Source organism: Actinomycetospora termitidis, assembly GCF_030286555.1.
Taxonomy (GTDB): Bacteria; Actinomycetota; Actinomycetes; order Mycobacteriales; family Pseudonocardiaceae; genus Actinomycetospora; species Actinomycetospora termitidis.
The window spans coordinates 324958-338939 of record NZ_JASVWF010000004.1; the positions used below are offsets into that span (position 1 = coordinate 324958).

Here is a 13982-nt window from a genome sequence, read left to right on the forward strand (position 1 = left end):
TTTTCGTCCGATTCACCGGTCCAGCCGTAGCCCGTTCGGCCGTGTGGCTCAGAGGCGCCGGAGCCGGATCCGTCGCACGGCGTGATCAGGACCCTTGGTCAGCACCAGATCCGCCCGCGACCGGGTGGGCGCGATGTTCTCCCGGAGGTTCGGCCCGTTGATCTCGTCCCACAACTGGGCGGCGCGCTCCCGCGCGGCGGGCTCGTCCATCTCGGCGTAGCGGCGGAAGTACGACGCCGGGTCGCGGAAGGCGGTCTCGCGCAGGGCGAGGAAGCGCTCGACGTACCACCGGCGGACGTCGGTGGGGTGCGCGTCGACGTAGATCGAGAAGTCGATCAGGTCGCTGACGGCGAGGGCACTGGCCCGCTCGCCGGTCTGCGGGGCCGGCTGCAGCACGTTCAGCCCCTCGAGTACGAGGACGTCCGGGCGGGCGACGGTCCGCTGCTCGTCGAGGACGTCGTAGACCAGGTGGGAGTACACCGGGGCCGGCACCTCGGGCTTGCCCGCCTTGATGTCGGAGACGAAGCGGAGCAGGGCGCGCCGGTCGTAGGACTCCGGGAAGCCCTTGCGGCTCATGATCCCCCGCCGCTCGAGCTCGGCGTTGGGGTGCAGGAAGCCGTCCGTGGTCACCAGGGCGACGTGCGGGTGGTCGGTCCAGCGCGCGAGCAGCAGGCGCAGCAGGCGGGCGGTGGTCGACTTGCCCACCGACACCGACCCCGCGATCCCGATCACGAACGGGGTCCGCTCCTCGTCCTGGCGCAGGAACTCCCGGTAGGCCTCCAGCAGCCCGCTGGTGGCCCGGACGTGCAGGTCCAGCAGGCGGGAGAGGGGGAGGTAGACGTCCCGCACCTCGTCGAGGTCCACGGGGTCGCCGAGGGAGCGCAGCTCCTCCAGCTCGGTCGCCGTCAGGGGGAGGTCGCCGGACTCGTCCCGGAGGGCCGCCCAGGAGGCGCGGTCGAAGTCGACGAACGGGGACCCGCTCATGGGCGCCCATTCTGGCCACGGTCACCCGGCCGGCCGCCACCGGCTGTCCGCCAGGTCACGGGCTGCATCAATTCCGGTACCCCAGCTGCCGGATCGACTGAACCGCGTACTCGACCACCACCACCTGCGGCGGGAGCCCCAGCACGTGCACCACCCCGGCGGCGACGTCGGCCGGATCCAGGCCCTCGTCGTGCATCCGGTCCTCGAAGTCCGCGGCGCCCTCCTGACCGGCCACGAGGTCGGTCGCCACGAACCCGGGCGAGACCGTGGTCACCCGCACGCCCCGCGGACCGACCTCGAGGCGCAGCGTCTCGGCGACCGCGTGCGCGGCGTGCTTGCTCGCGGCGTAGACGCCGCCCGCGGCCGAGGCGACCCGCCGTCCGGACATCGAGGAGACCACGACGAGCGTGCTGCCGGCCCCCAGGTGGGGCAGCACCGCCCGGGCCGAGGTGAGCAGGCCGGTGACGTTGGCGTCGAGGATGCCGCGCCACACCTCGGGGTCGGTGTCGGCGACCGACCCGAGCGACATGACCCCGGCGGCGAGCACCACGTCGTCGATCCCGCCGAGCTCCGCCGCGATCCGGTCGACGGCGGCACCGATCGCCGCGGCGTCGGTGACGTCGCCCGCGGCGACGGCCGCACCGTCCAGCTCGCCCGCCAGCTCCTCGAGCCGTTCCCGACGCCGGGCCACGAGGCCGAGCCGGGCCCCCGCGGCACCGCCGGCGCGGGCGATCGCCGCGCCGATCCCGGAGGACGCGCCCACGACGAGCACCCGTCGGTCCGCGAGGTCGGCCACCCGCCCAGCCTAGTGATCACCGTGGGCGGGGTCGTCGGGCCCGGCCGTAGGATCCCGGGCATGGCCAACATCGCGACCAACGACCGGGTCGACTTCGACGGGCTGGTCGACTTCCTCCGGACGCGGCACAAGGCGATCGTCGTGACCAAGCGGGAGGACGGCGGGGACCAGACGTCCCCGGTGACGCTGGGGATCGACGCCCAGGGGCGCCTGCTGGTGTCGACCTACCCGCAGCGCTCGAAGGTCGTGAACATCCGCAAGCACCCGCGGATCGCGATGTGCGTGCTCTCCGACGAGTTCAACGGGCCGTGGGTGCACGTCGAGGGCACCGCCGAGATCGTCGACATGCCCGAGGCGCTCGACGGTCTGGTCGAGTACTTCCGGTCGATCTCCGGCGAGCACCCCGACTGGGACGAGTACCGGCAGGCGATGGCCGATGGGAACAAGTCGCTGATCCGCCTCACCATCGACCACTGGGGTCCGATCGCCACCGGCGGCTTCCCGCCCCGGTCGGCCGAGCCCGGCGCCCGGGACTGACCGGAGCCCCACGTGGACGTCCTGCTCTCCGTGCTCGGCCTCGTCGGGGTCGTCGCGGTCACCCTCGGCACCGCAGTCTTCGTCGCGGCCGAGTTCTCCCTCACCACGCTGGAACGCAGCCAGATCGACCACCACGCGGCCGAGGTCGGCGACCGGCGGGCGAAGGCCGTCGCGACGGCCCACCGCAACCTGTCCTTCGAGCTCTCCGGCGCCCAGCTCGGCATCACGATCACCACGCTGGTCACCGGGTACATGGCGCAGCCGGCGATCGCGACCCTGATCTCGCCGCTGCTCGAGGACGTCGGGATCCCGGCGGGCGCCGCGGCCGGCGCGGCGGCGGTGATCGCCCTGATCCTCGCGACGGCGCTGTCGATGGTCTTCGGCGAGCTGGTGCCGAAGAACCTCGCGATCGCGGCGCCGCTGCGCACCGCCCGGGCGGTGGCGGGCATCCAGGCGGCGTTCTCGAAGGCGCTGGGCTGGTTCATCGGGGGGCTGAACGGCGCGGCGAACTGGATCGTGCGCCGGCTCGGGGTGGAACCGGCCGAGGAGCTGCGCTCGGCGCGCTCGCCGCAGGAACTCGGCTCGCTGGTCGCCACGAGCGCCGAGCAGGGCACGATCGACGAGGGCACGGCGGCGGTGCTGGCCCGGACCCTGCGGGTCGGCGAGCGCACCGCCGACGAGCTGATGACACCACGGATGCGGGTGGAGAGCCTGAACACCGACGACACGGTCGACGACCTGCTCGCCGCGACGGCCCGCACCGGCTTCTCGCGGTTCCCGGTGATCGACGGCGACCTCGACGACGTCCGCGGGGTGGTGCACGTGAAGCAGGCCTTCGCCGAGCCGCGGCCGCGGCGCGGCCAGCAGTTCCTGCGCAACCTGATGCGGACCCCCACCACGGTGCCGGACTCGCTCGACGGCGACGAGCTGCTCGACCGGTTGCGCGGCACCGGGTTCCAGATGGCCGTGGTGGTCGACGAGTACGGCGGCACCGCGGGCATCGTCACGCTCGAGGACCTCGTCGAGGAGATCGTCGGCGACGTCCGCGACGAGCACGACCGCGGTGAGGCCGCCCGGTTCCGGACGACGGGCGACGACACCTGGATGGTGTCGGGCACCCTGCGCCCGGACGAGCTCGAGGACCTGGTCGGCTGGTCGTTCCCCGACTCGGAGGTCTACGAGACCCTCGCCGGGTTCCTGCTCGCCGAGCTGGGCCGCATCCCGTCCGTGGGCGACACGGTCACCCACGACGGCTGGCGGATGGACGTGGTGCGGATGGACCGGCGCCGGATCGCCGACGTGCGGATCACCCGGCCCCCGGACGCGGAGTCGACCCGGGAGCAGCGGGAGACGGCGGGGATCACGCCGTGAGCGGGGCGAGCGAAGCGACGGGGGCAGGATGAACGACTACGTCGCGCTGCTGGCCATGGTCGGGCTGCTGCTGGCCAACGCCTTCTTCGTGGGCGCGGAGTTCGCGCTCATCTCCGCCCGCCGGGACCGGGTGGAGACCATGGTCGACGCCGGGACCTCCGGGGCGGCCACGGTGCTGCGCGCCACCGAGCACCTCTCGATGATGATGGCCGCCGCGCAGCTCGGGATCACGATCTGCTCGCTGGCGTTGGGTTCCCTCGGCGAGCCGGCCCTCGCGCACCTGCTGGAGGGCATCTTCGACCCGCTCGGGGTGCCCGAGGCCCTGCTGCACCCGATCGCCTTCGTCATCTCGCTGCTGATCGTGACGGTGCTGCACATCGTCATCGGCGAGATGGTCCCGAAGAACATCGCGATCGCCGGCCCCGAGCGGACGTCGGTGTGGCTGGTCCCGCCGCTGGTGGTCTTCCTCAAGGTGACCCGGCCCGTGATCGTGCTGCTGAACTGGATCGCGAACCACGTCCTGAAGCTCCTCGGGGTCGAGCCGAAGGACGAGCGGGAGTCGGCGTACACCACCTCGGAGATCGCCGAGATGCTCTCGGAGTCCCGGCGCGAGGGGCTGCTGGACGCCTCGCAGACCCGCCGTCTGACCCAGGCGCTGAACACCGCCGAGCGCACCGTCGCGGACGTCCTCATCCCCCGCGAGCGGTTGACCGTCCTCCCCGCGCACCCCACGGTCGGCGCCGTCGAGGAGGCGGTCGCGCGGACCGGGTTCTCCCGCTACCCGGTGCAGTCCCCCGAGGCCCCGGACGCCCACCCCCGTCTGGACACCCACCCGCTCGAGCCCGGGACCGAACCGATCCTCCCCGAGCGGACCGGCGTCGCCCCGAGCGTCGAGCTCGGCGGCTACCTCCACATCAAGGACGTGCTCGACCTCGACGGCGGCGAGGACCGCGTCGTCCCGACCGAACGGGTCCGCGCCCTCCCCCGGGTCACCGTGACCGCGCCGGTCGACGAGGCGCTCGCCTCGATGCGCCGCGAGAACGCCCACCTGGCGCGGGCGGTGGACGAGGACGGCACGACGGTCGGGGTGGTCGCGCTGGAGGACCTCATCGAGGAGTACGTCGGTACCGTCCGCGACACCACGCACGCACGGTCGGGCAGCCGGACCTAGGCGGCACGCATGGGCGGGGCGCGCGCCGGGGACCTGATCTCCATGGCCGACAGCGCGCAGCCCCGTACCGACGTCCTGGTCGTGGGCGGCGGCATCAGCGGGATCGCCTGCGCCCGGGCTCTGACCGACGCGGGCGTCCCGGTGCGGGTGCTCGAGCGCAGCGGCCGGGTCGGCGGGCGGTTGTCCAGTCCCCCGCTCCCCCGCTCCGATGCCGAGGGCCGACCCGTCGACCTGGGCGCCGCCTACTTCACCGTCTCCGACGACGAGTTCGGCGCGCAGGTCGCCGACTGGCAGCGCCGGGGCCTCGCGCGCCCGTGGACCGACACGATGCAGGCGTACGCGGGGGACGGCTCGCGGGAGCCGAAGCCGGGACCGCAGCGCTGGGCGGCCCCGGGTGGGCTGCGCTCCCTGGTCGCCGACCTCGCCGAGGGACTGACCGTCGAGACGCACCGCGAGGTCTCCGCGGTGACGCCCGGACCCGCCGTCGACGGCGAGCCCGCCTGCGGGGTCGTCCTGGCGATGCCGGACCCGCAGGCCGTGCGCCTCGTGCGGGCGCCGATGCGCTCGGCGCGGGTGCTGGCCGACCGGCCGTGGGAGCCGGTGATCGCGGTGGCCCTGGGGTACCCCGAGCGGTCCTGGCCGGAGCTGCCCGCGGCCTTCGTCAACGACCACCCCGTGCTCTCGCTGATCGCCGACGACGGGTCCCGGCGCGGCGACGACGCCCCGGTGCTCGTCGCGCACACCACCGGCGAGACCGCCCGCCGCCACCTCGACGACCCCGCCGGGGTGGTCGACGAGGTGGCGGGCGCGGTCGGCGAGCTCCTCGGCCTGGACGCGGCCCCGACCTGGACCCACGCCCACCGCTGGACCTTCGCGAGCCCCGCCGAGCCGCACGAGACCCCCGACGACGCCCCGTACCACCTCGACGACGACCTGGTCGCGGTCGTCGGCGACGGCTGGGGCTCCCCCAAGGTGGAGACGGCGTGGCGGTCCGGGACGCTGCTGGGCCGCGCCCTCGCGGCCCGCGTCACCTGCTGACCTCACCAGCCTGAGAACGAGCCTGAGAAACCGGGCCGCTCGACGCGGGAGCACGTCCGGCCGTCGTCGATTCCTCTCGATTCCTTCCCGACGACGGGTGGCGGCCTACGTTGGGTCAAGGAGAAGTCACGGAACGGTCACGGCATCGGCTCCCCACCACGCCGTGAGCAGTCCTTCCACCCCGGACCGGCCGACCCCGACGGCCGGACCGGGGGACGCCTCCGTGCAGGAGACAGCTCCCCGAAGGTGAAAGGCCCCGCGTGTCACGGCATCGCTCCCCCCGGGGCCGTGGCGCGGTCACCCCCGACCGCGCCCGGCCCCGACCCGACCGTCCCCAGGTCGACGCCCCGACCACCGTGCTCGACCTCGCCGCCCTGGTGGCCGAGCGTCAGGCCCGCGCCGGGTACACCCCGGACCGTGTCGGTCGTCCCGCCCGCCGCACGGGCCGGCACGGCACGGCCCCGGACGTCCGCCGCCACGGCCTCGCCGCCGCGGGGGTCGCGACGGTCGCGCTGGCCGCGGTCGCCCCGGCCGCCCTGCAGCTGCCCACCGAGGACGCCACGCTGGCGCTCTCCTCGGAGAGCACCCGCCTGGAACCGGCCGCGGCCGCCTCGGCCGTCGCACCCGTCGTCGTGAACGCCGGGCAGGACGCTGCGACCGCGGACCTGTTCAAGGCGGGCGACCGGGTCCGCCGGCAGGCCGCCGAGGCCGAGCAGGCGGCCGCCGCCGAGCAGGCGAAGGCCGCCGAGGCGCAGCAGGCCAAGGCCGCGGCGGACCGCACCGCCCGGATCACGAACTGCGGGGCCGATTCCAGCTACGGCGGCGTCGCGGACTCGGTGCAGACCGTGGGCAACGCGCTGGAGTGTGTCTTCCCCGGCCACGACGTGGGCGGCGTCGGCAGCCGCGGCAACGTCTCCGACCACCCCAGCGGCTACGCGCTGGACTTCATGACCACCGACGGCGACGCGATCGCCGACTGCGTCATCGAGAACAAGGACGCGCTCGGCGTCAGCTACGCCATCTGGGACCAGCGGATCAACACCGGCTCCGGCTGGAAGGGCATGGAGGACCGCGGCGGCGCCACCGCCAACCACGAGGACCACGTGCACATCTCGTTCGAACGCGGCGCCGACCCGGACGTCACCGCCCTGCGCTCCTGCACCTGACGGGCCCGGTGCCCCGTTAGGGTGCCGAAGCATGTCGATCGTCCCCACCGGCGGCGCCTGGCTGCGGCGCAAACCGGTCACGACCGTGTCGGCCGAGACCGGGGTCGACCCGGACCGGGTGGACGGCGGCGCGGCCGGGGCGGAGTCCGCCGGGGGCGGTGAGCTGCGACGCAGCATCGGACTGTTCCAGCTCACGGCGTTCGGGGTCGGCGCGACCGTCGGCACCGGCATCTTCTTCGTGCTCTCCGAGGCCACCCCGGAGGCCGGACCCGCCGTCGTGATCAGCTTCGTGGTCGCGGCGGTCACCGCCGGGCTGACGGCGCTCTGCTACGCCGAACTGGCCTCGGCGGTCCCGGTGAGCGGCTCGAGCTACTCCTACGCCTACGCGACGCTGGGCGAGGCGCCGGCGATGGCGGTCGCGGCCTGCCTGCTGCTGGAGTACATGGTCTCCTCGGCCGCCGTCGCGGTCGGCTGGTCGGAGTACCTCAACGCGCTGCTGGCCGACACGATCGGCGTGCGCATCCCGGACCTGCTGTCCGGCGCCCCGGGCGCGGGCGGCGTGATCAACCTGCCGGCGATGGTGCTCGTCGTGCTGTGCGCGCTGCTGCTGGTGCGCGGGGTCAGCGAGTCCGCGACGGCGAACGCCGTCATGGTCGTCATCAAGATCGCGGTCCTGGTGATGTTCGCGGTGATCGCGGCGACCGCGTTCTCCACCGACCGGTTCGCCGACTTCGCCCCCTTCGGGACGGCGGGGGTCGGAGCGGCCGCGGGCACGGTGTTCTTCTCCTTCATCGGGCTGGATGCGGTCTCGACGGCGGGCGAGGAGGCCAAGGACCCGCGGCGCACCCTCCCGCGGGCGCTGGTGCTGGCGCTGGTGATCGTCACCGTGATCTACCTGCTCGTCGCGGTCACCGCGATCGGCGCGCAGGACTGGCCGCGGTTCGAGGGGCAGGAGGCCGGCCTGGCCGCCATCCTGGGCGACGTCACCGGGTCGGCCTGGCCGTCGATCGTCCTGGCCGCCGGGGCGGTGATCTCGATCTTCTCGATCACCCTGGTCACGATGTACGGGCAGACCCGCATCCTGTTCACGATGAGCCGCGACGGGATGCTGCCGCCGCTGTTCTCCCACGTCGACCCGCGGACGCTGACCCCGGTGCGCAACACCGTCGTGGTCGCCGTGGCGGTGGGTCTGCTGGCCGGGTTCGTCCCGCTCGACGTGCTCGCCGACCTCGTCTCCATCGGCACGCTCGTGGCGTTCACCGTGGTGTCGGTCGGCGTCATCGTGTTGCGTCGCACCGCGCCGGATCTCCCTCGGGGGTTCCGGGTCCCGGGGTATCCGGTCACCCCCGTCCTGTCGATCGTGGCGTGCCTCTACCTGATCTCCGGACTGTCGTGGGTGACGATCATCGTGTTCCTGGTGTGGCTGGTGGCGGCGCTGGTGTTCTGGGTGGCGTACGGGTCGAAGCGGTCGGCGCTGATCACACACGGGGAGGAAGGTCGATGACGCTGCTCGTGGGGCTCTCGCCCGAGGCCCGGGACGACGCCGGAGGCGCGATCGGGCTCGCGGCGCGGCTCGCCGGCGCCTGGGACGAGGACCTGACCGTCGCGGTCGTCGTCACGCCGGGGACGGAGACCGACCCGGCGACCGCCGACGGCGGGGACCCGGAGCCGCCGGCGATCGCCCACGCCGCCGTGGACGGCGTCCTGGCCGGAACCGACCTGGCGGTGCGGTGGACCACGGTGCGCGGCCGCTCGGTGGCCGACGCGCTCGTCGAGGCCGCGGGCGCCGACGGGGTGTCCGCGATCGTGCTCGGGACGGACCCGGACCGCTCCGGGCGGATCGCGGTCCGGGTCGCCCGCAGCTCCCCGGTGCCCGTGGTCCTCGCCCGCGGTACCGGGGCGGCACCCGGCATGCCGGTGACCCGCGTGACCTGCGCCTTCGACGGCACGACCGCCTCGTCCGCGGTGCTCGCGGCGGCCGCCGACCTCGCCCGACGATCCTCCGCGACGCTGCGGGTGGCCTCGTTCGCGGTGCGGCGCCGGGCCGCGATCCCCCCGGAGGTCGGACTGGACGCCGAGGAGCCGGTGATCGCGGAGTGGTCGGAGCAGATCGGCGCGGCCCAGAAGGCGGCCCTCGCCGAGCAGGGTCTCGAGGCCGAGACCGGGGTGCACGCCGGCGCCGGCTGGGACGAGGCCGTGCACGCCGCCGGCTGGACCGCGGGCGACCTGCTCGTGGTGGGCGGCACGCCGGGTGCCGCCACCCGCTTCTTCCTCGGCGACCGCGTGGGCGCGATCCTGGCGGCGGCCCCGGTGCCCGCGGTGATCGTGCGGGGCGAGCGCAGCGACGGGTGATCGACGGGTCTTGACGCTGGGCTCACCGCGGTGTCGTGTGTCCGTCATGTCGACGACGACCCCGGATGCCGAGATCGGGCGACGGACCCTGCGACGGGTGGCGGTCCGGCTGCTCCCGCTCCTCGTCCTGCTGTACTTCGTCAACTACCTGGACCGGGTCAACATCGGGTTCGCGGGGCCGAACGGCATGAACCGCGAGCTCGGGCTGACGGCGACGATGTTCGGGTTCGCGTCGGGCATCTTCTTCATCGGCTACCTGGTGCTGGAGGTGCCCTCGAACCTGGCGCTGCACCGCTTCGGCGCCCGGATCTGGATCACCCGCATCCTCGTGTCCTGGGGGATCATCGCCACCGCGATGGCCTTCGTCCCCAACGCGACGACGCTCATCGTGCTGCGGTTCCTGCTCGGCGTCGCCGAGGCGGGCTTCTTCCCCGGGATCATCCTGTACCTGACCTACTGGTTCCCCGCCGAGCAGCGGGCCCGGGCGGTCGCGCTGTTCATGACGGCGGTGCCCGTGTCGGTCGCGGTCGGCTCGGTGGTCTCCAGCCTGTTGATCAGCTCCGGGGACGGGCTGTTCGGTGCCTCCGGCTGGCGGGTCATGTTCGCCGCCGAGGGCGTGCCCGCGATCCTGCTCGGCGTGCTGACCTTCTTCGCGCTCACCGACCGGCCGGGCCAGGCCCGGTGGCTGCGCGACGACGAGCGCGCCTGGCTCACGTCGAAGCTCGAGGCGGAGGCCCGGGCCACCGAGCAGACCGCCCACTGGCCGCTGCGCCGCGCGCTGACCCACCCGCGGATCCTCGCGCTCGCCTTCGTCTACTTCGGCATCACCTACGGCCTGTACGCCCTGAGCTTCTTCCTCCCGACGATCGTCGCCGGGTTCGAGCAGCAGTTCGGGACGAAGCTCGACGTCCTGGCGCGGGGCTTCGTCACCGCGATCCCCTACGTGGTCGCCGCCGTGGTCATGGTGTTCTGGGGCCGCCGGGCCGACTCGGCGGGGTCGATGCGCAGCCGCGCCTGGTTCGTCGCGGCGCCGGCGCTGCTCGGTGGTCTGGCGATCCCGGTCGCGCTGTACCTCGCGAACCCGTGGCTCGCGATGGCGGCGGTGACGCTCTGCGCGGTCGGGGTGTGCGGGGCGCTGGCGCCGTTCTGGGCGCTGCCCTCGCAGTTCCTCACCGGTGCCGCGGCCGCCGGCGGGATCGCGCTGATCAACTCGCTGGGCAACCTCAGCGGCTTCACCGCGCCGTACATCACCGGCGCGCTCGCGGACGTCTCCGGCTCGCAGCGCGCGGGCCTGTGGGTGGTCGGCGTGTGCATGGTCGCGGCCGCGGTGGTGGCGGTGCTCGTCGGGACGCGGATCGCCCGGGAGCGCGGCGAGGCCGACCCGGCCGCCGTCGACCGAAGGGCACCTTCAGTCGAATAGACCGGCCAGGGGCGCCCTTCGCCCACCGGCACCCCGTCGAGCGAAGGGCACCTTCAGTCGAATAGACCGGCTGAAGGGGCCCTTCGCTCAACGGCGGCGGGACTACGCCTCCGCCAGCTCCTCCAGGGGCGGGCAGGAGCACACGAGGTGCCGGTCGCCGTGCGCGGAGTCGATGCGCCGGACCGGGACCCAGATCTTCTCGGCCCGACCCGCCGTCGGGAAGGCCGCCTCCTCGCGGGTGAACGGGTGCGTCCACTCGTCGACGAGCACCGAGCGGGCCGTGAAGGGGGCGTGCACCAGCGGGTTGTCGTCCGCCGGCCACTCCCCCGACTCGACGCGCGCGGCCTCGGCCCGGATCGCGATCATGGCGTCGCAGAACCGGTCGATCTCGGCGAGGTCCTCCGACTCGGTCGGCTCGACCATGAGCGTGCCGGCGACCGGGAACGACATCGTCGGCGCGTGGAAGCCGTAGTCCGCCAGGCGCTTGGCGACGTCGTCCACCGTGATGCCCGAGGACTTCGTCAGGGGCCGCAGGTCGAGGATGCACTCGTGGGCGACGAAGCCGCCCGGGCCGGTGTAGAGCACCGGGAACGAGTCGCGCAGCCGCGCCGCGACGTAGTTCGCCGCCGCCACGGCGGTCAGGGTCGCGCGCCGCAGCCCGTCGACGCCCATGAGCCGCACGTACGCCCACGAGATCGGCAGGATCGACGCCGACCCCCACGGCGCGCCGGCGACCGGACCGACCCCCGTCTCCGGGCCCGCCGACGGCTGCGCCGGGTGGTTGGGCAGGAACGGCGCGAGGTGCTCGGCGACCCCGATCGGCCCGACGCCGGGTCCGCCGCCGCCGTGCGGGATGCAGAAGGTCTTGTGCAGGTTCAGGTGGCTGACGTCGGCACCGAAGCGGCCCGGCCGGGCGAGCCCGACCAGCGCGTTGAGGTTGGCGCCGTCGACGTAGACCTGGCCGCCGGCGTCGTGCACCGCGGCCAGCACCTTGCGCACGTGGGGCTCGTACACACCGTGCGTGGACGGGTAGGTGATCATGATCGCGGACAGCCGGTCGCCGACCTCGCCGATCACGCGGTGGAGGTCCTCGACGTCGACGTCGCCGCGCTCGGTGGTCTTCACGACCTTGACCCGCATACCCGCCGAGATCGCCGACGCGGCGTTGGTGCCGTGGGCGGAGGCCGGGATGACGCAGACGTCGCGGTCGGTGTCCCCGCGCGAGTGGTGGTAGGCGCGGATCGCGAGCAGGCCGGCGAGCTCGCCCTGCGAGCCGGCGTTGGGCTGCAGCGACACCGCGTGGTAGCCGGTGAGGTGCACCAGCCACGCCTCGAGGTCGTGGATCACCTGGAGCATCCCGGGCGCGTCGGACTCCGGCGCGAACGGGTGCAGGTTCCCGAAGCCGGGGTAGGTGATCGGCTCCATCTCGGCGGTCGCGTTGAGCTTCATCGTGCAGGACCCCAGCGGGATCATGCTCCGGTCCAGCGCCACGTCCTTGTCGGAGAGCGTGCGCAGGTAGCGCAGCAGCGCGGTCTCGCTGCGGTGGCGGTGGAACACCGGGTTGGTCAGGTACTGCGAGGACCGCACCAGCCCGGCCGGGACGGCGTCCTCGGTGGCCGCGTCGAGGTCGGCCGTCTCGATCTCCCCGACACCGAACGCGCGCCACGCGGCCGCGAGGTGCTCCCGGGTGGTCACCTCGGAGCAGGAGACGCCGACGTGGTCGGCGTCGACCTCCCGCACGAGCAGTCCTTCCCGACGACAGGCCTGCGTCACCTCCGCGGCGTTCCCCGGCACCCGGGCCAGCACGGTGTCGAAGAAGTCGCGGTGGACGACCTCGACCCCGCCCTTGACCAGCCCGGCGGCGAGCACCGCGGTCATCCGGTGGGTGCGCCGCGCGATGTCGGCCAGCCCCGCGGGCCCGTGGTAGACGGCGTACATCGAGGCGATGACGGCGAGCAGCACCTGCGCGGTGCAGATGTTGCTGGTGGCCTTGTCGCGGCGGATGTGCTGCTCGCGGGTCTGCAGCGCGAGCCGGTGCGCGGGGTTGCCGTCGGCGTCGATCGACGTCCCGACGAGGCGGCCGGGCAGCTGGCGGGCGAGCTGCTGGCGGACGGCGAGGAACCCGGCGTGCGGGCCGCCGAAGCCGAGCGGCACCCCGAAGCGCTGCGTGGACCCGACGGCGACGTCGGCGCCCTGCTCCCCGGGCGGCGTCACCATCGTGGCAGCGAGGAGGTCGCACGCGACGACGACCTGGGCCTTCCGCTCGTGGGCGGCGGCGATGACGGCGGTGTGGTCGCGCAGGGCCCCGGACGCGCCGGGCGCGGCGAGCAGGACGCCGAAGAAGTCGCCCTCGGGGAGCTCGGAGGTGACGTCGACCAGCTCGATCGCGATCCCCAGGGAGTCCGCCCGGGTGCGCAGCACGGCGATCGTCTGCGGCAGCGTGTCGGCGTCGACGAGGAAGCGGTCGCCCTGGTTCTTGACCACCCGACGCAGCAGCATCATCGCCTCGACGGCCGCGGTGGACTCGTCGAGCATGGAGGCACCGGCGACGTCGAGACCGGTGAGGTCGCAGACCACGGTCTGGAAGTTCAGCAGCGCCTCGAGCCGGCCCTGGCTGATCTCGGGCTGGTAGGGCGTGTAGGCGGTGTACCAGGCCGGGTCCTCGAGGACGTTGCGGCGGATCACCGGCGGGGTGATCGTGCCGTGGTAGCCCAGCCCGAGCATCGGGACCAGCGTGGTGTTCCGCTCCGCGAGGACGCGCAGCTCGTCGAGGACCTCGGCCTCGGTCGCGGCGGGCGGCGGGGCCTGGTCACGCGTGCCGCTGGTCTCCCAGTCCGCCGGGTCGGTGCGGATGGAGGTCGGCATCGCGGCGTCCGCCAGCTCCTCCAGCGATCCGACGCCGATCGTCTCCAGCATCCGCGCCAGCTCGGCGGCGTCCGGGCCGATGTGGCGCTCGGAGAAGGGCCGGCCGTGTTCGAGGGCGGCGAGGGACAAGCGGTCTTTGCTGGGGCTCACGCGGGGCCTCCCGGCATCCGGCGGTCAGGGTCCTCCCGGGCCGCGCCTCGACGGGCGCCCGGGATCCCTCCCCCTCTGCCACTGCCCGCTTCGTCCTGCGCGGGCGCCTGAGAGCTTCACCGGACCTCTTCC

11 protein-coding genes are annotated in these 13982 nt (G+C 73.8%); 8 read left to right on the top strand and 3 right to left on the bottom strand.

Going from position 1 to position 13982, the window contains the following annotated elements:
* Positions 1 to 48: 48 nt before the first annotated feature.
* Both coaA and QRT03_RS19795 read right to left on the bottom strand, forming a co-directional pair.
* Positions 49 to 984 (bottom strand): type I pantothenate kinase, encoded by a 936-nt coding sequence (gene coaA / locus QRT03_RS19790; protein WP_286054740.1) that lies wholly within the window; start codon positions 982 to 984, stop codon positions 49 to 51.
* 67 nt (positions 985 to 1051) lie between these two features.
* The gene (locus tag QRT03_RS19795) at positions 1052 to 1780 is read right to left on the bottom strand and encodes an SDR family oxidoreductase (protein ID WP_286054741.1); all 729 of its coding nucleotides are present in this window, start codon (positions 1778 to 1780) and stop codon (positions 1052 to 1054) included.
* Positions 1781 to 1840: 60 nt separating this feature from the next.
* On the opposite strand from QRT03_RS19795, the gene QRT03_RS19800 reads away from it, so the two are divergent.
* The 8 genes from QRT03_RS19800 (at position 1841) to QRT03_RS19835 (ending at position 10835) form a co-directional block, all read left to right on the top strand.
* Entirely contained in the window at positions 1841 to 2317 is a 477-nt protein-coding gene (locus tag QRT03_RS19800) for a PPOX class F420-dependent oxidoreductase (protein ID WP_286054742.1), read from the top strand.
* Positions 2318 to 2329: 12 nt separating this feature from the next.
* Positions 2330 to 3688 (top strand): hemolysin family protein, encoded by a 1359-nt coding sequence (locus tag QRT03_RS19805; RefSeq protein WP_286054743.1) that lies wholly within the window; start codon positions 2330 to 2332, stop codon positions 3686 to 3688.
* 28 nt (positions 3689 to 3716) lie between these two features.
* Positions 3717 to 4859: a hemolysin family protein gene (locus tag QRT03_RS19810; protein ID WP_286054744.1), complete on the top strand. Its 1143-nt coding sequence runs from the start codon at positions 3717 to 3719 to the stop codon at positions 4857 to 4859.
* Positions 4860 to 4868: 9 nt separating this feature from the next.
* Positions 4869 to 5897: an NAD(P)/FAD-dependent oxidoreductase gene (locus QRT03_RS19815; RefSeq protein ID WP_286054745.1), complete on the top strand. Its 1029-nt coding sequence runs from the start codon at positions 4869 to 4871 to the stop codon at positions 5895 to 5897.
* A 260-nt stretch (positions 5898 to 6157) separates the two neighbouring features.
* The gene (locus tag QRT03_RS19820; RefSeq protein ID WP_286054746.1) at positions 6158 to 7063 is read left to right on the top strand and encodes a VldE C-terminal domain-containing protein; all 906 of its coding nucleotides are present in this window, start codon (positions 6158 to 6160) and stop codon (positions 7061 to 7063) included.
* Between the two features lie 31 nt (positions 7064 to 7094).
* Positions 7095 to 8567: an APC family permease gene (locus tag QRT03_RS19825; RefSeq protein ID WP_286054747.1), complete on the top strand. Its 1473-nt coding sequence runs from the start codon at positions 7095 to 7097 to the stop codon at positions 8565 to 8567.
* Positions 8564 to 9415 (top strand): universal stress protein, encoded by an 852-nt coding sequence (locus tag QRT03_RS19830; RefSeq protein WP_286054748.1) that lies wholly within the window; start codon positions 8564 to 8566, stop codon positions 9413 to 9415. Before QRT03_RS19825 ends, QRT03_RS19830 begins: the two co-directional genes overlap by 4 nt.
* 46 nt (positions 9416 to 9461) lie before the next feature.
* A complete protein-coding gene (locus tag QRT03_RS19835) occupies positions 9462 to 10835 on the top strand; it encodes an MFS transporter (RefSeq protein WP_286054749.1) in 1374 nt (457 codons plus the stop codon).
* A gap of 102 nt (positions 10836 to 10937) precedes the next feature.
* Here QRT03_RS19835 and gcvP read toward each other — a convergent pair whose 3' ends face one another.
* The gene (gcvP, locus tag QRT03_RS19840) at positions 10938 to 13850 is read right to left on the bottom strand and encodes an aminomethyl-transferring glycine dehydrogenase (RefSeq protein ID WP_286054750.1); all 2913 of its coding nucleotides are present in this window, start codon (positions 13848 to 13850) and stop codon (positions 10938 to 10940) included.
* Positions 13851 to 13982: the final 132 nt, after the last annotated feature.

Bases quoted from the DNA above. Each gene is read 5' to 3' on its own strand.
- QRT03_RS19800 (WP_286054742.1), top strand. From the start codon at position 1,841: ATGGCCAACATCGCGACCAACGACCGGGTCGACTTCGACGGGCTGGTC.
- coaA (WP_286054740.1), bottom strand. From the start codon at position 984: ATGAGCGGGTCCCCGTTCGTCGACTTCGACCGCGCCTCCTGGGCGGCC.
- QRT03_RS19835 (WP_286054749.1), top strand. From the start codon at position 9,462: ATGTCGACGACGACCCCGGATGCCGAGATCGGGCGACGGACCCTGCGA.
- QRT03_RS19830 (WP_286054748.1), top strand. From the start codon at position 8,564: ATGACGCTGCTCGTGGGGCTCTCGCCCGAGGCCCGGGACGACGCCGGA.
- QRT03_RS19825 (WP_286054747.1), top strand. From the start codon at position 7,095: ATGTCGATCGTCCCCACCGGCGGCGCCTGGCTGCGGCGCAAACCGGTC.
- QRT03_RS19815 (WP_286054745.1), top strand. From the start codon at position 4,869: ATGGGCGGGGCGCGCGCCGGGGACCTGATCTCCATGGCCGACAGCGCG.
- QRT03_RS19810 (WP_286054744.1), top strand. From the start codon at position 3,717: ATGAACGACTACGTCGCGCTGCTGGCCATGGTCGGGCTGCTGCTGGCC.